We start from the raw sequence: 25,405 nt of genomic DNA on the forward strand, positions 1-25,405 counted from the left end.
TCCGGGAACTGCCCTTCCAAAGGCTGCTACCGAACGGCGGAGATGCCTGCTCCCGACCTGCCAGCGCTACCATCCGCCTCCAGGATCTTCTACAGAGACCCGGGATTGGCCTTTCCGTTATCCAGACTGCTCGATCCATCATTCTCCACGGATTGGATTGCACTCTTCTCTCCTAGCGGCTATCGTCCTATCCGGGAAAGAATATAGGGCTCCTTTCACACTGAATTTTCGAAGTATCCTATTGTCCATATTCAGATCTCAACCGATTAGGGTAGGATTGGTATCTGAACGGTAGAGAACGTTCCCATACGTGCTCTCTACTGTCTACGTTGGCTCTACAGGAAGCAAATTGTGTGGATGAATAGATACGTTCTCAAGAGTACGGTGGTTGGCGCTCTGGGCGGCTTGCTCTTCGGCTTCGACACCGCTGTTATCTCAGGTACAACGCATGCCCTTACAGAGGTCTTCTCTCTCTCTCGTTTCGGACTGGGCGTCACCGTCTCGATTGCCCTGCTAGGCACCGTAATTGGAGCGATGTTTTCCGGTGAACTGGGTCAAAAATATGGCGGCAGAGAGATGCTTCGCGTCATGGCGCTTTTGTATCTGCTCTCATCCCTAGGATGTGCCTTCGCCTGGAACTGGCATGTTCTGCTTGCGGCCCGGTTTCTGGGTGGATTAGGAATCGGCGGTTCCTCGGTTCTTGCTCCTGTCTATATTGCCGAATTGGCTCCTGCCCGACTACGTGGCCGTCTCGTAGGCACTTTCCAGATCAACGTTGTAATCGGTATTCTGCTGGCGTATCTCTCCAATTACCTGCTATCCATTGCTGGATTAGGAGCAGCGGAATGGCGCTGGAAATTTGGAGTGGCCATCTTCCCGACCTTAGCATTTATGCTATTACTCTTCGGGATACCCAGAAGCTCCCGCTGGCTGGTCACCCAGGGACGGATCGATGAGGCCCTTTCCGTATTGGCCATGATGGGGTCACCAAACTCCGAAGCTGAGTTGCAGGAGATTCGGGATTCTGTGGCACTGTCGAACACAGAACATCAGGAACCACTCTTTCAATGGAAGTACCGGCTTCCGATCTTTCTGGCAATAACGATAGGGATGTTTAACCAGCTCTCCGGCATTAACGCCATTCTTTACTATCAAAACGACATCTTTGCCGCTGCCGGATTCAGCAATGTTTCAGGAAATCTACAGGTAGTGGCCGTCGGTGCAATGAATTTATTGGCGACCTTCCTCGGCATGTCGCTTATCGACAAAATGGGTCGCAAGACGTTGCTTCTCATCGGTTCTGTAGGAACAATGCTCTGCCTGGCAGGAGTTGCCTATATTTTCCTGGTACACAAGCACTTCTCTCTCCTACTCGCGCTGCTGGTCGCCTACATCGCCTTTTTCGCAGTTTCTCAAGGCGCGGTCATCTGGGTTTATATCAGTGAAGTCTTTCCTACCCGAGTACGCTCCAAAGGACAAAGTTTGGGCAGCAGTTCGCACTGGATTATGAATGCCCTTATATCTCTGGTCTTCCCACTGATGGCAAAATCGTCGGGAGCCTATCCCTTCCTCTTCTTTAGCATCATGATGGGACTGCAATTCATCATCGTCCTGAAGTACTATCCCGAGACAAAGGGCATCTCGCTCGAGGAACTGCAACACCGTCTTGGAATTGCCGAAGCAAAGGTCTCTCGCTAACCGTTTCACTTTCCTTAACTCATACAAAGGGTGCTCCCAAAGGGCACCCTTTCGTTTTGCATCGGTGATGCAATTTAAAACACTTTAAACATTGGCGTGCTTGGGCCAAAATCAGCAATGTATGGCCGTTCTTTCGAAATGAGGGACGGAGCCTATTGTTCGCATGAAAAGAAAGATGAGGGTTTCCACAGAATTTTCCCGATTTGGCCTTCAAAACTGTTCTATTCGCGGACATTACGATGGAGTTATTTGTCTGTTATTTCTTCACTCATAGCTGTTGAGGCTGCATTCAAAGTTCATTCAAAGTCTCTAGCGTGAAATGCATATAGAGATTCCACCGTCTATGCTTGACGATTCTATCCTTCGGCATATCGGCCCCTGTAAAGAACACATAAGAGATGATTTGCATAGAGAAGAAGTTCTGCTCCCCCTCTTCTTATCTTCTAATTTTGCCGATGACTCCCCTAGCGCGATCATGTCCTCAAGAGAGAGGGGATTTGGCGGATCTCAAATTTTGATTTCGCTTGCACATAATCGTGAAGAGAACAAGGACCAGTTGCGGAGGACATCTGTGGAATGAACCTGTTCAAAAAAACCAAGCCGACTGCCCCACGAACGTCAGACTTATCCATCATCGTTGCACGTCTGAATGGGGATAGCGATGGTTCGGCAACAAAGCTCCTATGCAAGCTGCTTGAAAAACAACCGGAGCTCAAGGTTCAGTTAACAGATAGTTGTCTTTTCTACTACGGGCAAAACCGATCGGAGCTCAACGCACAGATCCATTCCGCCCTTCAGGGCACTAAGGCAGAAGCCTTGCTTTGGGGCAGTATTGTGGAAAGCGAAGCTAAGACTGTCTTTCATCTGTACTGGACACCACAAGAGATTCTGTTCACCAATCATCCAAGCGGAAGATTTCAACCGGGCACAGAAATCGTGCTGCCACCTCTGGAGCAAAATGATCTGGCCACGGTAGTGCCGCTCCTGATTGAAATTCGAAAAGTCGAGTCTCAAAGGGCAAAGAGCACGGTCAAACTCTTCCAAGCAATCGATGAATTCCGCATTCTCTCAATGAAACCCGACGCCACATGGAATGGTGACGGGCTGGGACGACTAGGATTCCTACTTGGCTACTCATTGCTAACTGCCGGATGGACAAGCAAGAATCCGCTCTTCTTGAACGAAGCAGCACTAATGTTTCAGGAGCTCTCGCAACAGTACACCAGAGAAAGCGATGCTGCGACCTGGTCTGTTATCCAGAACAAACTTGGGTTTTCCCTCTTAGCGTTGGGAATATGTACCAGCGGCAAGGAGTACCTCGAAGCCTCTCTTGAAGCTTTCCAAAACGCGCTATGGGAAAGCGACCGAGAGAAAAAGCCCCTGCACTGGGCGGCCGCCTTACATAGTTATGGATATGCACTGACGGTATTGGCCGATACCGAAGAACCGCAGCCCTCAATTTCCTATCTGGAAGAGGCTGTGGACGCATTTCAGGAATGTCTTGGCGTCTATTCGCAGGTAAGCTCACCTCGCGAATGGGCAATGGTCCAGACAAATTTAGGAAATGCACAATTACGACTCGGAGAAAAGAAGTTTTCGAACGAGTTCCTTCATGCATCGGTAATGTCATTTCGAGACGCCCTGATACAACTCCAATCCAGACGGGAGACGAAAGAATTAGTAATGGTACAGCTTTCCGTCGGGATAGCGTTATTGGAACTCGGTGAGATCGAAGGCCGGGAGGAATACTTCCACGAAGCACAAGAGGCATTTCATGAGGCATCCCTTGTGTGTGCAGAGGAGAAAGAGCCTATTGTATGGGACAAGATTCCTGACACGGTACGTGCCATGTGCGCACAATACATCGCGCAGCCTGATACCGACAAAGTGGAAGATTATCTATCGGCATTGCAGAAGCGACTGCAGATGTACATACAGCCAAGTACATTTTTGACCGAGTAATGGCAGCACCTTATTTCCAAGGCATTTTCGCTTTTGGTATGGTCGCGCAGAACTCAGTACAGTGTGGCCAGCCTTTCCACCCCAACACACCAAATGCCCGCGTGTTGGGGACCCTGGTTCTTTGAAGGAACGGCCACGCGGTCATTTATTCTTGGTCTACAGTGAAAGCGAAAATGCTCCAGGTCCTCCTGCGAAGGTCAGCAGGAGGGCTTAAACGATCTAGAAGCTATTTTTCCGAAGGCTGATTCGGCTGAGCCTGTTGGCCTTGCCCGGGCTGCTCTTCAGGAGTAGCAGGAACATTACTGGCCATCCATAAATCACGGCAGAAAGGCACAGACAGCACCTTCAAATCCTCGACCTTGGTCGTTGTCAGAGTCGGATAGGTCTTGCACAACTGCCCGGTTACTGTATCAAGTGCGAACATAGGGTTCCCACTGACCGGGAGAAAACGCTGATAATTACCTCCCGCTACTGCAGGCTCCACCTTTTTCGACTGTTTTTCAGAAACCGGATCCCTCTTGGGGATAGAGAATGGCTGATTACAGCTCTGTAATAGAAAAGTCAATAAAAACATGCCAAGTATCTTCATGCGTCTCCTATCTTTCTCAGCTCTATCTGAGGAGTTTCCTGGCATTCGTGCCTACTCACTAACACACACACCAGATCTATAACGCTTTCACTTTACTGCCACCTCACCTAGCAGGTTTACATCCACTGCAATGAGATCCTTTTAAAACAGCAACAACACGTCTCTTGGGGGACGGAGATTTTTATCATTCCTGGTGTGCATAGTCAAAGACTAAATCTTCCTCTCTTATCGAAAGGAGCAATGGTTTACTGAAATACAAATAGAGTCCCCATCAATACTTCGGCCGGACGCTCAACATTGACGGCAAAATAGATTCGCCGGAAAGGTGGAATTGAACCTATTAATGCCTCAATTCATATTGGCTAATTTGTGTATACTTTTCCCGCAATGCAGGATAAGCAAACCTTTGTTCCCCAGGGGTTACGTACTGCTTATTCTTACGCAGCCAGTTCGTCCGTCACTTACTCCAGACACAATTGCAACAGAGAACTACATCCCCACTTCGAGATCAATCCCAAAAGGCAGATATCTACCCCAACCACCGAGGACTATGTGCCGTGCCGTCAAAATGATTGGAGGTCTTATAAAGTTCGAACCTTCCAGCCTGAGCGACGGCGGCTGTCTTCGCAAGAAGAGAAGCAAGCTGTGCATCAGATAGCCTTTTGTAACTTCTGGCGACACTTAATCCTTGTTGCAGAATCGGCATCGATTCGCATCCAGTGATCACGACACTGATTGGAAGACTTAGAGCATATTGGAGACACTCCTCTGCAGTCACGGTTTTGCTCTGCAAGATGACGGAGTCTCCCATAGGTTTCATCCCCAGAATGGCAATTCCCTGCTTCTGAGCGACTGGGATCACTTTCTTCTCGAAGCTGTCGAAGTGTGCGTCCATCACATTCAAGGGCATTTGAACTGTATCGAAATGGAAGCCATGTTTCAGCGACGTCTCGATCATGTGCAGATGAATTTCCGGGCTCTTGTGTCCCGTAAACCCGATATAACGAATCTTCCCATCCTGCTTTGCCTTTAGGAGCACCTCCATCGTTCCACCGGAAGCAAATACTCTTTCCGGATCATTCATACGGATGACTTCGTGAATCTGTAAAAGATCGATGTGGTCTGTCTGCAAACGCCGAAGCGAATCCTCAAGTTGCTGCTGTGCTGAAGATGCGGTTCTGCCATCAAGCTTTGTCATCAGGAAGGCTTTTTGGCGGTATCCATCCTTCAAGGCCAGCCCCATACGCTGCTCACTCACTCCTTTGTTGTAGTCCCAACAGTTATCCAGGAAATTGATTCCCTGGTCGAGAGCAGTTCGGATGAGACGTATCCCCTCTTGTTCGCTCACCTGTGGTCGACCAATATGGTGACCGCCGAGACCCAGACAGGACACCGATTCGCCTGTTCGACCGAGAACACGCCTGGGAATACCTTCCCCTGCTTGTCCATATGGAACCGTGGAGGCAACGACTGTTACAGCTGCATTTTTCAGGAACTGACGACGTCTCATGCGCGCCTCTCGAAAATATCTTTCGCTTGACTATTTCTTTTCGATGCGCCGGTGATCGGCAAAGGAGTCGTGAGACCCGACAACGGAGCATGCCTAACACGCCAATTTTTCCCACTTTTTTACACCATCTGGTAAGGTGGTCAACCACTCGGCGGCTTTTCCCGAGTCAAATTCTCTCTTCGGCTCAAAAATCCTTTATGACAACGTAGGAACTTATATTTAAATTGTTTAAAGGGAACGTTCCCAAAGTGCCATGTTCTCTCTTAAAATGCTCTTCGAACAAGAATGTGGAGGCGCTGCGTCCTGAACTGCTTCTCTTCCAGGGAATGCAAGCCGTCTGCCCTAAACAGTCGTACCTTTTGAGGTGATGAAAAGAACCCAATGAACTCTCGAAGGAAGATAAGACATCGCAGTGCTCTCTCGGCAGTGTGCGCCTTGGCCGCCATTATGGCCCCTCCCCTCTTTGCAGGAGGACCAGCCCACGATGTAACAGCCCAAGCTCAGGCTTCGCAGTCTGCCAGCACAGACAATCGACTGGGGACCAGCGCAGAACCAACCCTCTTTGTCGTGCCCTATGCTCACCTGGACACGCAGTGGCGCTGGGACTACGCACAAACGATCGGCGAGTTTCTGCCGAAGACGATGAGGGACAATTTCTACCTCTTCGAAAAATATCCCCATTATGTCTTCAACTTCAGCGGCGCAAACCGCTACCGCTTGATGAAGGAGTACTATCCGAAGGATTACAAGCGGATTCAGCAGTATGTAGCCGAAGGCAGATGGTTTCCCTCCGGCTCATCCATGGAAGAAGGGGATGTTAACTCACCCTCGGCAGAATCGCTGATACGTCAGCTTCTCTATGGTAGAGAGTATTTCCGCCGGGAGTTCGGCAAAACCAGCGCTGAGTACATGTTGCCCGACTGCTTCGGCTTTCCGGCTTCCCTTCCCAGCATCCTGGCACATGCAGGAATCAAGGGTTTCTCGACACAGAAACTCTCCTGGCACTCAGGAGCTCGCACTGGCGGTCCTGATTCTCCGCAAAAGACACCGGTCGGAATTCCTTTCAACGTCGGTTTCTGGCAAGGACTGGATGGTAAGGGAGTCATTGCGGCACTTAACGCTACCTCCTATGGCAGCGACGTTACCGAAGACCTCACCACCAGCAAAGGCTGGATGGAACGTGTTCAGAACAACGGTGCCTCCAGCGGACTCTTCTTTGACTATCGCTATTACGGTACCGGTGACACCGGCGGCTCGCCATCGGAGACCTCTGTCGCCCGCATGGAAGCAATCCTGACCAAAGGCAGCGTCTCGCTCTCTCCGGAAAACCCCAGAGAGGAACACCGTCCGACACTCCGCCCTGGTGCTCCGGTAAAGGTGGGAGATGGCCCATTACATATCGTTCAAAGCGAAGCCGACGATATGTTCCTAAGGATTACTCCAGAACAAGCTTCCCGTTTGCCCCACTATACGGGCGATTTGGAGTTAACCGAACACTCTGCCGGCTCACTTACCTCTCAGGCATATCTGAAACGGTGGAACCGCAGGAATGAAATGCTGGCCGATGCAGCAGAACGTGCTTCCATCGCAGCCGAGTGGCTTGGAGGTCGTCCTTATCCCCTTGATCGTCTGAATCGTGCGTGGACGCTGGTCATGGGAGGACAATTCCACGATATCCTTCCCGGAACATCGACTCCGAAATCCTATGAGTATTCATGGAATGACGAAGTACTGGCCATGAATCAATTTGCGGATGTTCTGACGGATGCAACAGAATCCATCGCATCCGGACTGGATACCGAAGCTAAGGGCGTTCCCCTTGTTGTCTACAACCCACTCGATATTGCACGAGAGGACGTTGTGGAGGCGAAGATTCCCTTCTCAGCCAACACGCCTAAGGCGGTACGTGTTGTTGCTCCTGATGGCAAAGAAGTACCCAGCCAGATCGTAGCAGGAGAAAATGGCAAAGCTCGTGTTCTCTTCCTGGCCAAAACCCCATCTGTTGGCTACTCCGTCTATGACGTTCAGCCTAGTGAGGTACCATCCAAATCTGTTTCAGCGTTGAAGGTAAGCGAATCCTCGTTGGAAAACGAACGCTATACGGTGAAACTGGACGCGAACGGAGATGTTTCCAGCATCTTTGACAAACATCTAAAGAAAGAGCTGCTGTCAGCGCCCATTCGCCTTGCCATCAGTTCCGATAAACCCGCAGAATGGCCTGCCTGGAATATGGATTGGGCCGATCAGTCGCGTGCGCCGCGCGCCTATGCAGGCTCACCCAAGGTTCGTGTCGTAGAAAACGGACCAGTCCGCGTCGCAGTCGAAATCCAGAGAGAGGCTGAGGGCTCAACCTTCGTAGAGCAAGTCCGCCTGTCAGCCGGAGATGCAGGCAACAGAGTCGAATTCGCCAATGTCATCGACTGGAAGACAAAAGAAGCGAACCTCAAAGCTGTATTTCCTCTCACGGCTTCGAATCCCAAGGCCACATATAACTGGGATATCGGAACAATCGAACGCACCAACAATGACGAGAAGAAGTATGAGGTCCCGTCGCATCAGTGGTTTGATCTGACCAATAACGACAGCTCCTTTGGCGTGACAATCCTTTCCGATGCCAAGAACGGATCGGACAAGCCAACCGACAATACACTTCGGCTCACGCTGTTACGGACGCCCGGAATCAGCCAACACTGGGAGGGATATAGCGACCAATCTACTCAGGATTGGGGACATCATGAGTTCGTCTATGGACTCACCTCGCATTTGGGAGATTGGCGTAAGGAGAAAACCGATTGGCAGGCGTGGCGTCTGAATCAGCCCTTGGTCGCCTTCTCTAGCGACAAGCACAAGGGGAGTCTCGGAAAGAACTTCTCCCTGCTGAACATCAACAACAACCGTGTTCGCGTCTTGGCAATCAAGAAAGCAGAACAGAGTAATGAAGTCATCCTTCGACTTGTAGAGTTGGATGGCGCAGCGCAAAAGGACGTCCGCGTGACCTTCCCGGCAGGGATTGCTGCCGCACGCGAAGTCAATGGCAGTGAAGAGCCCGTGGGTCCGGCCACGGTTGATAAGGGCAGCCTGGTCACAGAGTTCAGCGCCTATCAACCGAGGACCTTTGCCCTCAAGCTCAGCGCTCCATCGTCCCAGGTACAAGCACCATATGGACAAACCATCCCGCTAGAGTACGATCGTGCAATTGCGACAAATGATGCCAACCCGTCCTCAGGAAGCTTCGACAATAACGGCCGCGCTTGGGATGCTGCCGGTTTGCCAACAGAAATTCCCTACAACGGTATCAAATTCCATTTAGCTCCAGCAGGAACCGGAAGACCGAATGCGCTTACGGCAGAAGGTCAAACCCTCACGTTACCGGAAGGCTCCTTCAACAGGGTCTATATCCTTGCAGCCTCTGCGGAGGGAGATCCCACAGCCTCATTCAAAGTTGGAGATCAAACCACGTCCCTGACCATCGAGCACTGGACAGGAAAGATCGGACAGTGGGATGACAGAAGGTGGAAAGAGGTCGAAAAACCTGCTCCCCCAGAACCCGCCGCTGGCGATAACAGTCCTGAAGCGCAGTATGCACGTAGCATTCGGGAGTTTATTAAACAGCATGGTCCATTAATGGTCCAGGAATACGAGGGCTTGAATCCAGGCTTCATCAAGCCAAGTCCAGTAGCCTGGTACCTTTCACACCTGCACGGTTCGGATGGAAGCAATCAACCCTACGAATATGCGTATCTATTTGCATATCCGCTAGAGGTACCAGCAGGAGCAAAAACAATCACCCTCCCTTATGACAAACGTGTCCGTATCCTCGCTGCCACGGCAGTGAGCGAAAACGGCCGCGTACAACCGGTTCAGACGCTCACTGACAATCTGCCGGATCCGACAAAACGCACTGAGAAGTAGATAATCAACTTCTCAAAGGCAGGCAAGGTCCTCGATAACTGAGGGCCTTGCCTTTTTTAGACCATTACTTCTGCCCGGCAAGAGAGCTAGTAGCTGAATCATTCGGCGAGACTGTAGCTAATGCGAAGATCGCTCATATAAAGAATAGGCTGCAAGGAACACTCGGACTGCCTCTCGTACTCGATCCCTAATCTCCCTTTGCGGACAGGAACAGGTCAAAAAGAGCTGCAACTTCGAATAAATATGACCGCCACAAATCGAACAGAACATTTCGGCGGCCTGTTCCGCCTCTTTTTTGCTCATCTTAAGATTTGCAGAAAGATAATCGGCTAGCATCTTCTGAGCCCTTTGGGGGCCCAAATCCCAAAATTTGGCAGATACTTCAGGAAAATCGGCAGCCGCCACAATCACAACGCGAGACAAAGCACGAAAATTCGGCAGAATAATTGTATCCATCAGATTGCGGCCAAAATTTTCCAGCACCTGCTCAATACCATAGGACGATACCAGCACTCTCGAGAATTGCTCCTGCATAGAGTCCATCTGTCGAGCCATAACGGCGACAAAAAGATCGGCCTTGGTTGGATATCGAGCGTAAAAGGTCTGCTTTGACGCACCCGCCCTGCGAGCAATTTCATCCATACTGGTCGCTGCATAACCCAGTTCCAGAAACACTTCTGTGGCAATATCCAGCAGACGCTCAAAACGTCCTGGAGCTTCTTTTGCGCTGGGCCTTCCGATGGCAGAGTGCATTCTCTTCCGTCCGGCAGGGACCGGCAGACTGCTTCTTTTGCCTGAGGTTTTGCTTCGCATAACGAAATAGACAGCAAAAAGATCTGCCCGGCATAGTACCACAGAGATTCCTGCTATTGACTCCAAAGAGGGATGAGGAGCAAAATCATAATCGAACTGGTTGGTACTATTAAGTCGGGAGAGCGGATTCTCCCTGTCCCGGCTTAACCATTTTGTTTTGGTATCCGGTAATATCAGATCGGATTCGATGTTACACGGCTACCTCTCGCCTCTTCCTAACATCGAGATATTTATCTCTGTAGGACTCTAGATAACATCTTCTTGTGACTTACCTCACCCTCCTAACAGCAATCAGTCAAATCTATTACGTGTTGCCAGTGGAATACATAGTCAAAAAATCAATATTTTTGAAACGGATGCGACTCCTGCGCATCAAAAGTCAGTAACCACTCAGAGAAGTTAAAAAGTTATATAGAAAATGGAAGGTCGAACTCTGAGGTCATTATCTGAGCTAGTAGCCGCAGAGCTCCTATTTCTCAGTCGGATTAATTCATTTCTCTTCCCCAGAATTGCCCCAGGAGGCAGCTCGGGTAGATGAGCGTTTTATCACAAAAGGCGAAGGCACAACCCGTTCACGGGCATTATCGCTTACCTAAAGAACGTACTTTCTCTTTCGAAGCAAAAAACAATGTCACGATTCTTTTTGGAGGTCTTACCTGGAAGCATGAGCGATTAATCCAGGGACTTTTAGAAGCCGAAGGCTATCTCTGTGAACGCATACCGGAGACAGATCGAGCCGCCCATGAATTAGGAAAAGAGTTCTGTGCAAATGGCCTCTGCAACCCTGTTTACTTCACTGTTGGCAGTTTGCTGAAGAAGCTTCGCGCTCTTCAGGAAGCGGGGCTTTCCAATCAAGAGATCGTCGATCATTATGTATTCTTCACTGCCGCGTGCGGCGGACCTTGCCGCTTTGGATTGTATGAAGCAGAATTTCGTACCGCTTTACGAGCCGCGGGATTCGACGGCTTCCGCATTTTATCGTTCTCACAAGATCACGGGATCAATGCCAGTACAGGCCACTCCGGCCTCAGATTTTCAGTAGACTTCGGCTTTAATGCACTACACACATTCGTTTTGGGAGATCTGCTGAACGACCTTCAGCATCGCTTGCGTGCCTTTGAGGTTCATCCGGGAAGTACAGATCGTGCAATTGCTGCAATCGCCGACGACATATCGGAATTCTTTCATCACAGTGCATTCGATCTCGACCAGTGCATACCCAGTGCATTGATGAAAATCATAGAAGCCAGAAGATCAAGTCCTTGGTATCGCACCCCGAACACACTAGGAAAGATCTGCTCCCACCTTCTGGGCAATCGGCTTCCTAAACAGCTGGAAACCAGCAAGAAGCGCGTTCATAAACTGGAGGTAGATTGGCTTCGAGTCAAACCTGTAGTTAAAGTCATCGGTGAGTTTTGGGCGCAGATGACCGAGAGCGACGGCAACTTCCGCATGCTGGAGTTCCTGGAGCAAGAAGGTGCGGAGGTCGCTGTGGAACCGATCAGCACCTGGGTCATGTATATGCTTCACCAGCGGAAAGCCCGCGCTGAAGCCAAACATACTCGCGACAAGTACATCCAGTCATGGAAACACCCATTCCATATTGTCGGCTCATGGTTGCGTTATACCGGCAAACAGACCTCCTTTGCTCTGGGAGAAAAGATCTATCGTCGCCACTACCGCCGGTTATCCAACGCCCTCGGCGGACTCAATCATGGATTGGTTTCGCAAGAAGAGTTGGCTGAGTTAGCAGCCCCTCACTTCAATACCTTCCTACGAGGTGGCGAGGGACATCTAGAGATAGGGAAAAATTTGTACTATACGCTTCATCGTGCAAGCCACATGGTGCTGGCATTGAAGCCCTTTGGATGCTTGCCCTCAACGCAATCCGATGGGGTCCAAGCTGCTCTTGTCGAACGATACCCGGAGATGAACTTCATCTCAGTAGAAACTGCTGCGGAGGGTTCGATTCACGCTTACAGCAGAGTGCAGATGGCCCTGGCAGAAGCCAAAGTAAAAGCCCGCGAAGAATTTCGAACCGCGCTACAGTCTACCGGGGAGTCCCTGGATATCATTCGGGAGTTTGTCCGCGAGCATCCTGAATTACGTCATCCCTTTTATCCCATTCCGCGACGTCCGGGGATTGTTTCGACGGCCGCAAATTTTCTTCTGCATGTCAATGACCTCATGAATCGGCACAACGGCCGAAATCCGCGGTCGAGATCGCAGGAAAAATCTGTCTTTAGAGGCTCTGCAGTGAATGCAATAAATTCCACTCAGGAGGTAGGTAATGTCTGATTTACCCAGTCCAGTAGCGCAAGATGCCGCTTCCTATCGACTGGACAGCTCTTTAAACGCGACCTTAATGCAGGGTCAACGATCTCAGGTTCCACCCGCGCCGGGAGGCATTCTCCAGACGTTGCCAGAACCGGTCTTTCCGCAGAAACCTGAACTCTTTCTCGCAGACGATGAGCAATTCATGCCCAAGCCCGGAGAGAAACGGCATTGGACAATGCCGCAGATCTACCACGCCATGCAGGGCTGGATGTTCCCCTTTTTCAAGTCGCGTTTACTTCCGGGTGAATTTCACCCCATCATTACCTACCTGTTTAATGAGTGGAAATGTAATCTTGACTGTCACTATTGCTGGGCCTACGACAATCATGCCCAAGGCATGACTGAAGACATCGCCAAAAGATCGATCGACTGGTTGCACTCGACAACTTGCCGCATTCTCGCTCTTATGGGTGGAGAAGTACTCTTACGCCCCGAGCTCACACATAAGATTGTCTATTACGCGGCCAAGAAAGGATTCTGGATTTATCTCCCCACCAACGGAAGGTTGATGAAGCCTGAAGTAATCGACCGCATGGCCGATGCAGGAGTTTCTACCTTCAATTTAGCCGTCGATGCCTGGGATCTGAAACCTGGATTACCGAAGGCAATGGCACCCATCAGAAGCTATTTCGATCACCTCGTTCGCAAACAATATAAATATGGATACTCGGTCTTCCTCAATATCAACATCTGCCGGAACAATCTGGACGATGTAAGAATGTTGACTGAGCTTGCCCATGATAACGGCATTGCCACCGACTATCACATTTGCGAATCACCAATGATGGAGCATGATAACTTCCGCCACTTCGAAGACAATCCAGTCTTTATCCGTGAAGAAGATCATGCTGCAATTGGAGAATTGATCGATTGGCTGATTGAAAAGCAGAATTCCGGCTGGCAAATGGTCAATTCCGTTCAACGACTTGGTGAGATGAAGAAATTCATCAATAAAGAACTGGAAAGCTGGAACTGCCGTGCAGGATTCAACAGCATTATCATACGGACGGATGGAACGCTTGCTCCCTGCTTCCCGATGTATTCAGCACAGTATGATTGGGGAACCATTGAGCAACCAAGGCTGAGCCCCGAGCAGCTCAAAACTATGAAGCAAACCTGCGAGAAGAATTGCTTCTCCACTTTGAATCACATCCTGGCCTTCTGCTACAACGACACTCGCGTAATCCGCTGGTTGTGTAAACAAGCTTTACATGGCTTCCAAGGCGTTCGCGGAAATATGGAATAACTTCAGGAGAATTGGACACAGCACGTGCATTACTTGATTGGTCTTGATATCGGCTCGACAACAGTAAAGGTTGTTGTTCGCAGCCAACCCGGATTAAAGATACTGGCCCAGATCTACCGTCGCCACGAGAGCAGACAGGCAGAATGCGTATTAGCATGCCTCAGCGAAGTGGAACGCGATCTTGGTCTACATTCCGGTAATGCACGTCTGTTTATCACAGGCAGTGGAGGATCGACTCTCTCTGAAGTAATTGGCGGCAGATTCGTTCAGGAGGTTACAGCCGTTAGCCTCGCTGTTGAAGCACTGCATCCCGAAGCCCGGTCGGTGATCGAACTCGGAGGCCAAGATGCCAAGATGATCGTCTTTCAGGACTCGGAGGTAGAAGGAAGACGCAAGAAGATCGCCTCAATGAACGATAAGTGTGCGGGAGGCACAGGCGCGGTCATCGAGAAGATCTCTTCAAAACTACATATTGATTTCGACGAATTACAAGGCCAAACCTATGCCGATCTGCCGATTCACCCTATAGCGGGTAAATGCGGCGTCTTTGCGGAAACCGATATCACAGGACTGCAAAAGCAGGGTGTTCCCTCCGATCAATTAATGGCTTCCCTGTTTCATGCCATTGTGCTGCAGAATCTTTCTGTCCTCACTCGCGGCCATACACTCCATCCAGTTGTTCTTTTGTTGGGAGGTCCGAATACCTTCTTCCCCGGGCTACAGGAGGCATGGCGACAACGAATGCTTGCCATGTGGCACCGAAAGAATATCAACATCCCTGCCGGAGTTCCGATAGAAGAACTCGTCACTGTTCCCGCACTCTCGCAGTATTTTGGAGCTCTAGGAGCCATTGAATTCGGTCTCACGGAAGAAGAGTCGGTAGGTGAGTACCTGGGAGTTTCCGCGCTTCGCGATTTCCTGAAAAAGGATGGACTGAAGAACCATCTGAATTCCGGAGCCGATGCTCTCTATCACAGTGAAGAAGAACTGAACCAGTTCCGCAAACTCTATGCCGTACCTGGCATCGCTGGACAAGTTCTATCGGATACAGACCCTTCTAAACCGAGAACAGTCAGCGGCTTTGTTGGAATTGATGGAGGATCCACTTCTACGAAAGCTGTATTTCTGTCGGAAGATGGGGAGGTCCTGGCATCCTCCTATCGAATCTCGAAGGCGGACCCGATCTCCGATGCGATTGCCGTACTCTGCAAGTTGCGAGAGCAATTTACGAAGCAAGGAATCGAGCCCCAGGTACTGGGTATGGCTACGACTGGCTACTCCAAAGATCTGCTCCAGAAGGTTTTCTCAGCTGACCTTTCCATTGTAGAAACAGTTGCCCATGCAAGCTCCGCAATTCGCGTCTGCCCCGATGCGGATGCCATCATCGATGTCGGAGGCCAGGATATTAAGATCATCACCCTCCGGGACGGTGTGGTGAAAGATTTTAGGCTGAACACACAATGCTCTGCTGGAAATGGATATTTCCTGCACGCAGCAGCGGAATCGCTGGGAATTGCAATCGAGAATTTTGCTGACGAAGCATTCCGTGCCCGCCAGATGCCGCTCTTCAGCTACGGCTGCGCGGTTTTTCTGCAAACCGATATCGTCAACTTTCAACGCCAGGGATGGAAGCCGGAAGAGATTCTTGCCGGATTAGCGGCAGTCCTGCCTAAAAATGTCTTTCTTTATGTTGCCGGAGTTTCTAATGTTTCGGTGTTGGGAAAGAATTTCATTCTTCAGGGCGGCACGCAACGTAATCTGGCTGTAGTCAAGGCAGAAGTCGACTTTATCCGATCTCACTACCACGCCGACGGTCAACCCAGTGTTCAGGTACACCCCAATTGCAGTGAAGCAGGTGCCATCGGAGCAGCTCTACATGCAATTGACCATTACCAGGCGGGACACGTCACCGTTTTCCCCGGTCTACAAGGCATTGAATCGATTCGATACAAGATCACACGCGACGATAGTACCCGTTGTAGTTTTTGTACCAACCAATGCCAGCGAACCTTCATTGATTTCACCAGCGACAAGGTAGAAAACGCGGAGGACCATCGCGTTATTCTCGCCAATTGCGAACGCGGAGAAGCTCAAGATATCTCGGAAGTAAAAGGAATCAATGCGCAGCTCAAGGCCGTTAAGGATGCAAATCCCGACTACGTGCAGATTGCGGGTAAGCAGGTTTGGCAGACAACGCACGCACCGGTAATCAGTGCTTCAGGTGGGCTCACAAAATGGTTCCACCGAACTACGCGTCCGGGCGACGAGCTTAAGTCAAGAGAAACGATTCGCATTGGTATCCCTCGGGCTCTCAGCTTATACACTTATGCTCCACTCTTCTCTGCTTATTTTGAAAGCCTGGGAGTACGGCCAGATCATCTTGTTTACTCCGGCTATACAAGTGCCCAGATGTATCAGAGGGCGGCAGGCTTCCTGGCGATAGATCCTTGCTATCCGTCAAAGGTAGGGGTTGCTCACGTCTACGATCTGCTGCAGCAGTCCCAAGAGAATCAGCCGCTGGACGTCATCTTCTTCCCTCTCTTCGATACCTTGACGACATCCCTCGATGGCTGTGTCTCATCGAGCGCCTGTCCAACAGCCAGCGCAACACCGGAAGCCGTGAAGGCCGCTTTCTCCCGCAAGACGAATTGGTTTAATGAAGCCGGGGTTCTCTACCTCGATCCCATTCTCGACCTTGAAAATCCCAACAACTTTCAACATCAGATGTTCCTCTGTTGGAAAAATATTCTCGGTCTGAGCTGGGAAGAAAATAACAAAGCTATTGAAATCGGATTTGCAGCCCTGCATCAATTCGAGCAGCAACTGCAAACGAGAGCACGCAAAACGCTGGATCAATTGGAAGAAGAAAGACGCATCGGCCTGGTTTTGTTAGGCCGTCCCTACCATCATGATCCTGGTTTTAATCAAGGGATTCTGGAGGAGTTCCAGAAACTCGGGTATCCGATCTTTTCGCAAAGCCTGCTTCCACACGACGAAGATCTGCTGGACCGACTCTTTGGCGAAGAAGTCAAAGCCGGATGGATTCAATCTCCACTAGACATCTCCGACGTCTGGAAGAATTCTTTCTCGGCCAACACAAACCACAAGCTGTGGGCCGCAAAGTTTGTTGCCCGGCATCCGAACCTGATCTCCCTTGAGCTCTCAAATTTCAAGTGCGGACATGATGCCTTTGTCACTCGCACAATTGAGGAAATTATCGAAGCATCCGGCAAACCGCACTTCGCCTTCAGGGATCTCGATGAGAACAAGCCCTTGGCCTCAATTCGCATCCGAGTAGAAACCATGCACCACTTCTTGCAGAACTACCGGAAGAAATTGGCTGCGTCCCAGCTGTGTACCAGCGCCTTTTAGGGTTTTAGTTTGGCCACTCAAAAAGCCGCACCATAATTCTTTCCTCCGGCTACACCGTTTGTGAAAACGGTGTAGCCGACACACGGAATTGATAGCATTCTCGATATTGCAAATGATAGGAATAATAGGGACAGCTCTGTCTCCAGCAAGGAGGGCGCCGCGATGAACTCATGTAAGGAAGTACAGCCTATTACGTTTCAAGCTATCGGCCTGATCCACACCCCTTTTCAGCATTCCAGTGGAACTCCGATTCAAAGTGCCTTCTTCAAAGGAGAGGAAGCCGTTATCGAGATCTTCCCTGCCTTCCGAAAAGGACTCCAGGACCTCGAAGGCTTTGAGCGAATTTGGCTCCTCTACTATCTGGACCGTGCCAAAGAGCCCGAGATGCTTGTACGTCCATATCTGGATAACGAGTCTGAGCATGGAATCTTTGCAACACGCAGCCCAGCACGACCTAATCCCATAGGAATCGCAGCGGTACGTCTTTTGGAGGTTCATTCCGACAGGCTGGTGATTGCAGATATTGATATGCTTGACAACACACCTTTATTGGATATCAAGCCCTACGTGCCAACCTTTGATAGTTTTCAAGCAGAACGGGTGGGGTGGTATAGCGGTCGTCTCACATCCGAGGTAAAGGCAGACGATCGTTTTGAACGTCCATCAACACCCATTACCGGCGATTAAAGTATCTCTGTAAATGTCTCCGGCAAAGCCGTGGTCGGCTCGGGGATCGCTCCAGGCTTACAACGGTTCCTTGGGCGTGCCTTCCTCGCTGGCAACGATCTCAGAGACACCTGTTTCACACAAGCCGGATTCTGTCAAATCATCTTCCCTTCTCGTCAAAGCGATCCGGGGGCTACATTTCCTCACCTTCTCCGATTACCATGAACATGGATTATTCATGACAGATCGTAAAAATCTCTCTACAGAAATTCTGACTCATATTGCCCAAACGCTGAACGTGCCGTTGCATGGGGTCGTCTCCGTAATCGAATTGCTCGATGACGGTGGAACCGTTCCCTTTATTGCCCGCTACCGTAAGGAGGCAACCGGCAATCTTGATGAAGTTCAAATTCGAGATATTGAAGAGAAGCTGACCTACTTCCGCGAACTTGAAGCACGTAGAGAAACGATTCTCTCGTCGATTGCGGAGCAAGGCAAGCTGACGGACGAGCTGAAGGCCCGCATCGAAGCCACTCTGGAAAAGAGTGAACTAGAAGACCTCTACCTGCCATACAAGCCCAAGCGCCGCACAAAGGCTACCATTGCGCGCGAAAAAGGCTTGGAACCTCTGGCCCTCTACATCTGGGGACAGGAACCCTCCGCCGAGCCCTTGGAAACCTTTGCCGCTAGCTTCATCAGCGAAGAAAAGGGTGTTGCCAGCATAGAAGAAGCCCTCGAAGGGGCTCGTCATATTGTCGCTGAGATGATCAGTGAAGATGCCGATTTGCGCAAGGCTCTGCGCCAATTGATGTTCGATGAAGGCATGATTGTCAGCCGCAAGATGCTCGACGCTGTCGATGAGCAGGAAAAGTTCAAGATGTACTACGACTTCCGCGAGCTGGTAAAGACGATTCCCTCCCATCGAATGCTCGCCATCCGTCGAGGAGAAAGCGAGAACATCCTTTACTTCCTGATTGAGATGGAAACAGAACGCGCGATCTATATTCTTCGTTCAAAGATCCTGCGTAATACCGGAGATTGGACCCCGCAACTGGAACTGGCAATTGACGATGCCTGGCAGCGGCTGCTGAATTCCTCCATTCAAGGAGAGATTCGTCTGGAGCTGAAACAGCGTTCCGATACAGAGGCCATCAATGTCTTCAGGGAAAACCTCCAGCATCTTCTGCTCGCTCCGCCTGCGGGAGAGCTCTCTGTTCTAGGACTTGACCCGGGCCTTCGTACAGGTTGCAAGGTAGCCGTCGTCGACCAGACAGGAAAGTTCCTTGCGCATGATGTGATCTATCCACATGCACCAAAGCACGATACTGCCGGTGCCATGAGAACCATTGCGCGGCTCATTAAAGAACATAACGTTCGGGCTATTGCAATCGGTAACGGCACAGCATCACGGGAAACAGATGCATTTGTTCGGGATTTTCTGAAGGAACACAAACTGGAAGACGTATTCTCCGTAACCGTTAGCGAATCTGGAGCCAGCGTCTATTCAGCTTCCGAAATCGCCCGCCAGGAGTTTCCGGATCTAGATCTGACGGTCCGCGGCGCCATTTCCATTGCACGCCGTCTCCAGGATCCCCTCTCCGAACTGGTCAAAGTCGATCCCAAATCCATTGGAGTCGGCCAGTATCAACACGATGTCGATCAGCGCCAACTGCAGCAATCCCTTGAAACCGTCATTGAGAGCTGTGTAAACCGCGTGGGTGTCGACCTAAATACCTCTTCCTGGACGCTGTTGCGCTATGTTGCAGGCGTTACAGAGCGGGTTGCGCTAAACATCGTCACGTATCGCAATGAGAATGGAGCTTTCCGTTCCCGCATCCAGCTGAAGGAAGTAAGCGGTGTCGGCCCCAAAACATTCGAACAGGCTGCAGGCTTCTTGCGTATCCGCAACGGTGACAATCCCCTGGACATGACCGCAGTTCACCCGGAATCGTATCCGATTGTGGAACAGATCTCCGAATCGCTCGGCGTTCCGATTGAGGACTTGATCAAGAAACCGGAATTGCTGGAAAAGGTAGATCGTAGCCGCCTTTCCGCCGGAAAGTACACACTGGACGACATCCTGGAGGAGTTGCACAAACCCGGTCGAGATCCGCGCGACAAGTTCGTAGCTCCCAGTTTCAAGGAAGGCGTTCATGAAATTTCAGATGTGCAACCCGGCATGATTCTGGAGGGTGTTGTCACGAATGTGACGAAATTCGGTGCTTTCGTCGATATCGGAGTACATCAAGACGGATTGGTACACATCAGTGAGCTCTCGAATCGCTACATCAAGGATCCTGCCGAAGTTGTGAAGGCCAGCCAGATAGTCAAGGTGAAGGTGCTCAGTGCCGACCCAAAGACCAAGCGTATCGCTCTTTCGATAAAGGCGCTGCAAGAGCCTGCTGGAAAACCACAAGCAAAGGCTAAACCAAAGCAGCAAGCCCAACCTTCGATGGAAGATAAACTCGCTGCCTTAGCCACGAAATGGAAGGTTCGCTAGCTAGCGAACAGCAATATCGACAACCCAAGGGATGGGATAGCAGAGATGAAGGATGCGGTAGCTGCAGAATAGGCCGAAAATAGGTCACAGAAACCGCACTGTAAAGCTTTCGCTATCCCCGTTCTTTCGGTCAATTAAGGTAGTAAGAAGCAAAAGTGTATTCATTTTGCATAGCAATTCTTGGTTCCTTATACGCAAAATGAAAATGCTTTAATCGGGCTTTTCCAACTAGAACATTCAAACAGCCTGAAACGCTGGAAACCTACATTTCCTCTTCAGCCCAAGGATCTGGAACCAGCTTGGGACCGGCATCTGTCTGAACAAGAAACTTCGCAGGCTGGCGAAGATAATCCATGAGAGCCAATTCGCCCTGGGGCGTCTCCAAGTGAATGTTGACATGAACCTCGGCCGAACTGGCAACCTCCAAAAACTCCTTTGCCTGCTCGAGAGAGAGCCTATGCGCAGCACGGATGACGATATCTAGATCGCTTTCGGCACTCGCCAGGGGCAACTCTGTGGCAAGCTCAAAGCCAATAATCCCGATAGGCCCCCAGGTAATAGCAGAAGATGCCCAGGTCGAAGTAAACCTCTCCAGCGAACAGCATGCCAAGATTTGATCGCGGCGAGGATGAGAACGCCAAACACGCTGCTCCACCAGATATTCGGGGCTGATGCTTTTCGTAACTGCAGCAGGAGCAACAAACCCAGCACAACGTTGCGAAACTTCCAAGCCTCGCACACCGACCGGAACCAGATGGCCAGGTCGCGGACCGCGACGAACAATAACAGCTAAGGTCGCTCTTAATGCCTCATCGACCCAGGGTTGTGGCGTAACGCTGCTGATAAAGGCTTCTTCATCTCGAAGAAGGAGAATATCGTGAACAGCAAAATGCTTGGAGGTACTTTCCTTTTCGTTCATCCCTCATATGCTTCCTGATACGAAGACGTCTTTACCAAGAACGGAACTGCAATTTCAAAAAATATCGGGAGCCCTTCCCTCGAAGATATTCTCAACGAGAAGGAAGAAGAAAACAGACGGATAGGATGAACATCAAAGAACTGTCGTTGAATCCACACACGTCCTCGTATCACTAAAAGGCAATAGCTCTCACCTCAATCAAATTAATCACAATTGAAGTGAACCTCTACCGAAGAATAGCGGAAACAACGGCTTCACAACCAAAGGGAAAAAATGGTGCCAAAAACAAGAATCATCATAGTAAACGGATTCCCGAAATTTATACCTGGATGTTCTCATTTCTAAAAAAAGCTTTATAAACTTCTTACTCACGAATTCCCAATACCACTTGACCTGTCTAGAACTAGAGGGTTGAACCTGAAGATGTTGATGCTGACTGTTTCCCAATTCGCCAAACACTGTGGAGTAAGCCGTACCACGATTCTTTACTACGAATCGGCGGGCTTACTCAAGCCATGTCTACGTAGTCAGGCAGGTTACCGTTTGTATGGAGAACGGGAGATGGAGACGCTCAAAGCAGTGCGTCTCTATAGGTCAGTCGGACTCTCTCTTCGGGATATTCGCATGCTGATTGGCAAGCCCAGTGCAGGCGGACCTGCCATTTTGGTACGACGACTCTCGGATATTGCGTCCGAAATCGAGGCACTTCGCGAACATCAACTCGCCATCCTCAAATTACTTCGCAGTAAAGATTTCACAATGAGGGTAAAGCATATGACGAAAGACAAGTGGGTTTCTATTATGAAAAATGCAGGATTCTCGGAAGTCGACATGCGCCGTTGGCATCATGAATTTGAAAAGACCGCGCCCGAGGATCATCAGGAGTTTCTGAACTATCTGCACATCCCCGCGGAAGAAATTCGTTCCATTAGAAACTGGAGCAAAAATCTCTCCTAGCGAGGCTCATTGACAATCGCATCGATGCGTCAGTAGATGCCTTCCCATATCGCCTGCACATGGGAAGGCATCTCTAGATGTATTTCACAAGGATGTCGACCAAAAACACAAAGGTAGAGGCAGCTTTCCACAAGCATCCGTGTCACCGGTAAGCCTGCCTTGAATCAGCAAATGATCTAGAAGCTACGCCTATAGATCGCAACTACCTCTTCGGGACGCAAAGATCTCTTCCTGCGGAGAGACAAGCTCCGAATCAGCGGAAGCATAGAGGAGGCCTCTGCCCGGGTGCAGGATACACCTCGCAAACGAAGAAGATGGGCGACTCCAGCTGAACCAGAATGGTGCCCAATTACGAACTCTGGTTCTTCCCGGCCAATCTCTCTGGCAGAAAATGCCTGAAACGAAGTGGAGTTTAAAAGTTGAGCACTGGCATGGATCCCAGACTCATGCAAAAAGGCTCCCTCCCCCACAATTGGTTGCTGAACAGGAATCATCCGCTGAGAGGCTTTTGCAACTAATTTACAAAGTGGCGCCAATCCCAGTGTAGCTATCCCACAACTGCGCCCCAAGGCATGCTCAACAGCCATCACAACCTGTTCGAAAGCGGCATTACCGGCCCGTTCTCCAACACCATTGACCGTCACACTTACCGCATCGGCATCAGCCAGCAAAGCGGTGATGGTATTGGCTGTCGCCATGCCCAGGTCATTATGGCCGTGAAACTCCAAATTCATATCGGAGACGCATGCCCGTAGACGCCGAAAACACTGCTCGACGTGATAAGGAGCCCATATTCCTACCGTATCGGCAACACGTAGACGGTGGGCTCCAGAGCTGGAGGCCAGCCGTGCAAAGGTATCTAGGAAATCTGAAGAGGTCCGGGAGGCATCCTGAGCACCAACCGAAACATACTCAAATAACTTTCGAGCATATCGAAGCAATTCCGGAAGCTGCTTCAATATCCACGCTTCATTTATCCCCACTGATCGCTGTTGTACCTGCGATAAGGGAAAGGCCATATGCACAGAACGAAGGCCACAAGCAAAAGCCTGATCCAGATCTTCACGCTTTGCTCGACACCAGCCCGTTAATCGCACTGGTAATCGCAGTTGAAGGAGAGCGCGGATGTCATCGCACATGCGCTCTCCCATTGCGGGAATGCCACATTCCAGCTCTGGAACACCAAGGGCGCTGAGTTGGCGAGCAATCTCCAGCTTCTCATCCCTAGAGAAAACCACACCGGCAGCCTGCTCGCCGTCCCGCAACGTACTATCGATGATCCAGATCTTTTTCGGCTCCATAAGCCCACTTATCCGTTGTTCGCCAACTAACAGAGAAGATATTCCGAAACTGGCAAGCCATCTTCAAGACCATCGAGAATCTCGTCAATCTTGCCCTCAGTCACTTCTCCATACCAGTAATTCTCAGGGTAGATCACCATCACCGGGCCCTTTTCACAGCGATTAAGACATCCGGTGCTCGAAAGCATTATGTCGTCCATGCCACGATCGGATAGTTCGTTTTCCAGATATGCAAGCAATTGACCAGACTCCTTGCGATGACAAATACCTTTGCTCTCACCGCCTGCACGAAAGCTTCCGCAGACAAATATGTGGTGATTCGGCTTCTCCATAGAACAACCGCCCTTTCTTTGATTAGGAACAACCCATTCCATTTCCCTGACAACCACTGCCACAAGCACGGAACAGCTTGGTCATCGACAGAGGAATCTCACCTTTCGAATGCAAGCAAAGTAATCCATCGCTGATCAAACCAGACATTTCGATGACCTGTAGCCCTTCCTTCTCCAGAACCCATCGTGGAGCACGACCGACACCTCCTGTCAGGAGAGCGCTGCAGTCATGAAGAACAGCAGCCAGATCGCGCCAACGCTGATTTCCTTCACCGGGTAACGGCGCGCTACGCATATCGACGACCTCACCGCTTTCCGGATCAAAGATCCAGACACTCGTGGCTTCCCCCAGATGCTGATTCACCAGCAATCCTTCCATGCTGGTGATCGCGACGTATCTTCGCTGCGGATCTTTGTCCAGTCGCCCCGCCGCGCAGTCCTGAAGAATTTCCACTAATTCTGCGGATTGCGCTTCACCCAGTAGTCCTACGGCATCTGCCCTGCAACGCGTGCAATGCTCCATTTGCGGAAGCAATTCCCTCAGGTCTTTGCGAAGGCTATGCATTACTTCAGGCTGCGGTTCATCAAGAGATTCGAAGGGCGTATCGGCTACGGGATAGAGTGGAATGCAATTCATAATGTCCACTTTTAATTCCCGCATCTTGTTAGCTACGTCCAGCACATGGTTTTCATTAATTCCTGGAACAACAATCGTATTTATCTTGACCGTAACTCCCGCAGCTTTGAGAGCCATGACTGAGCCTATTTGACGTTCAATCAATAGCCTCCCTGCAGCTTCTCCTCGATAGATTGCCCGTCCGTCTCTAGCCCAGGAATAGATCCGTGCTCCAATGGCGGGATCGACAGCATTTATTGTTACGGTGACATGACTAACCTGAAGTTTCGCCAGTTCAGCAACATGCGGCTGGAGATTCAATCCGTTAGATGAAACGCAGAGCAACATCTCCGGATATTGACCTCGTACCAGACGTAACGTCTCCAAGGTCTCCTCTGGCGTGGCAAAGGGATCTCCAGGGCCCGCGATGCCTACCACCCGCAACCGTGGATTCTTCTCTAGTGCCCGGCCTAAATAGTTCAATGCAGCTTTGGGATTGAGAACGACACTTGTTACGCCGGGACGACTCTCATTCATGCAATCGAATTTGCGATTGCAATAGTTACATTGGATATTGCAGCGCGGTGCAACTGGCAGATGGATACGTCCGGTATTATGACGGACCTCAGCATTGAAACAAGGATGTTGTGTTAAGTCCAGTGGCATGATCGTCCT

General features: G+C 50.3%; 16 protein-coding genes. 9 read left to right on the plus strand and 7 right to left on the minus strand.

The window, feature by feature from the left end:
• Nucleotides 1–357 precede the first annotated feature (357 nt).
• Nucleotides 358–1,698 carry a sugar porter family MFS transporter gene (locus AC6I7T_RS03365; protein ID WP_497791886.1) on the plus strand — a complete coding sequence of 447 codons (1,341 nt, stop codon included), beginning with the start codon at nt 358–360 and terminating at the stop codon, nt 1,696–1,698.
• Between the two features lie 576 nt (nt 1,699–2,274).
• The gene (locus AC6I7T_RS03370) at nt 2,275–3,660 is read left to right on the plus strand and encodes a hypothetical protein (RefSeq protein ID WP_497791887.1); all 1,386 of its coding nucleotides are present in this window, start codon (nt 2,275–2,277) and stop codon (nt 3,658–3,660) included.
• 226 nt (nt 3,661–3,886) lie between these two features.
• Here the strand turns inward: AC6I7T_RS03370 and AC6I7T_RS03375 are convergent, their stop codons facing one another.
• Together AC6I7T_RS03375 and AC6I7T_RS03380 are read right to left on the minus strand one after the other, a co-directional pair.
• On the minus strand, nt 3,887–4,249 hold the full coding sequence (locus tag AC6I7T_RS03375) for a hypothetical protein (RefSeq protein WP_497791888.1): 363 nt from the start codon (nt 4,247–4,249) through the stop codon (nt 3,887–3,889).
• A gap of 529 nt (nt 4,250–4,778) precedes the next feature.
• A complete protein-coding gene (locus AC6I7T_RS03380) occupies nt 4,779–5,759 on the minus strand; it encodes an aldo/keto reductase (protein ID WP_497791889.1) in 981 nt (326 codons plus the stop codon).
• 381 nt (nt 5,760–6,140) lie between these two features.
• Here AC6I7T_RS03380 and AC6I7T_RS03385 point away from each other — a divergent pair, with 381 nt between their 5' ends.
• Complete coding sequence (locus AC6I7T_RS03385) at nt 6,141–9,671, plus strand: beta-sandwich domain-containing protein (RefSeq protein WP_497791890.1); 3,531 nt, start codon at nt 6,141–6,143, stop codon at nt 9,669–9,671.
• Between the two features lie 117 nt (nt 9,672–9,788).
• On the opposite strand, the gene AC6I7T_RS03390 is transcribed toward AC6I7T_RS03385, so the two are convergent.
• The gene (locus AC6I7T_RS03390; RefSeq protein WP_497791891.1) at nt 9,789–10,424 is read right to left on the minus strand and encodes a TetR/AcrR family transcriptional regulator; all 636 of its coding nucleotides are present in this window, start codon (nt 10,422–10,424) and stop codon (nt 9,789–9,791) included.
• Between the two features lie 594 nt (nt 10,425–11,018).
• Here AC6I7T_RS03390 and AC6I7T_RS03395 point away from each other — a divergent pair.
• The 5 genes from AC6I7T_RS03395 (at nt 11,019) to AC6I7T_RS03415 (ending at nt 20,605) form a co-directional block, all read left to right on the plus strand.
• Entirely contained in the window at nt 11,019–12,782 is a 1,764-nt protein-coding gene (locus AC6I7T_RS03395; protein ID WP_497791893.1) for a hypothetical protein, read from the plus strand.
• Entirely contained in the window at nt 12,775–14,067 is a 1,293-nt protein-coding gene (locus AC6I7T_RS03400; protein WP_497791894.1) for a radical SAM protein, read from the plus strand. The genes AC6I7T_RS03395 and AC6I7T_RS03400 overlap by 8 nt, the downstream gene beginning before the upstream one ends.
• A gap of 24 nt (nt 14,068–14,091) precedes the next feature.
• Nucleotides 14,092–17,439 carry a BadF/BadG/BcrA/BcrD ATPase family protein gene (locus tag AC6I7T_RS03405; RefSeq protein WP_497791895.1) on the plus strand — a complete coding sequence of 1,116 codons (3,348 nt, stop codon included), beginning with the start codon at nt 14,092–14,094 and terminating at the stop codon, nt 17,437–17,439.
• Between the two features lie 162 nt (nt 17,440–17,601).
• Complete coding sequence (gene tsaA, locus AC6I7T_RS03410; RefSeq protein WP_497791896.1) at nt 17,602–18,126, plus strand: tRNA (N6-threonylcarbamoyladenosine(37)-N6)-methyltransferase TrmO; 525 nt, start codon at nt 17,602–17,604, stop codon at nt 18,124–18,126.
• A 217-nt stretch (nt 18,127–18,343) separates the two neighbouring features.
• A complete protein-coding gene (locus AC6I7T_RS03415; protein ID WP_497791897.1) occupies nt 18,344–20,605 on the plus strand; it encodes a Tex family protein in 2,262 nt (753 codons plus the stop codon).
• A 262-nt stretch (nt 20,606–20,867) separates the two neighbouring features.
• Here AC6I7T_RS03415 and AC6I7T_RS03420 read toward each other — a convergent pair whose 3' ends face one another.
• The gene (locus AC6I7T_RS03420; protein ID WP_497791899.1) at nt 20,868–21,524 is read right to left on the minus strand and encodes a malonate decarboxylase holo-ACP synthase; all 657 of its coding nucleotides are present in this window, start codon (nt 21,522–21,524) and stop codon (nt 20,868–20,870) included.
• Nucleotides 21,525–21,953: 429 nt separating this feature from the next.
• Here AC6I7T_RS03420 and AC6I7T_RS03425 point away from each other — a divergent pair, with 429 nt between their 5' ends.
• Nucleotides 21,954–22,481, plus strand: a complete 528-nt coding sequence (locus AC6I7T_RS03425; protein ID WP_497791900.1) for a MerR family transcriptional regulator — start codon at nt 21,954–21,956, stop codon at nt 22,479–22,481.
• A gap of 176 nt (nt 22,482–22,657) precedes the next feature.
• Here AC6I7T_RS03425 and AC6I7T_RS03430 read toward each other — a convergent pair whose 3' ends face one another.
• The 3 genes from AC6I7T_RS03430 to AC6I7T_RS03440 are packed head-to-tail and all read right to left on the minus strand — an operon-like array spanning nt 22,658 to nt 25,396.
• Nucleotides 22,658–23,782, minus strand: coding sequence for a hydroxymethylglutaryl-CoA lyase-like TIM-barrel protein (locus AC6I7T_RS03430; protein WP_497791901.1), 1,125 nt, complete (start codon nt 23,780–23,782; stop codon nt 22,658–22,660).
• Nucleotides 23,783–23,808: 26 nt separating this feature from the next.
• Nucleotides 23,809–24,114: a (2Fe-2S) ferredoxin domain-containing protein gene (locus AC6I7T_RS03435; protein ID WP_497791902.1), complete on the minus strand. Its 306-nt coding sequence runs from the start codon at nt 24,112–24,114 to the stop codon at nt 23,809–23,811.
• Nucleotides 24,115–24,136: 22 nt separating this feature from the next.
• Nucleotides 24,137–25,396 carry a radical SAM protein gene (locus AC6I7T_RS03440; protein WP_497791903.1) on the minus strand — a complete coding sequence of 420 codons (1,260 nt, stop codon included), beginning with the start codon at nt 25,394–25,396 and terminating at the stop codon, nt 24,137–24,139.
• Between the last annotated feature and the right edge of the window lie 9 nt (nt 25,397–25,405).

Source organism: Humiphilus diazotrophicus, from assembly GCF_059726315.1.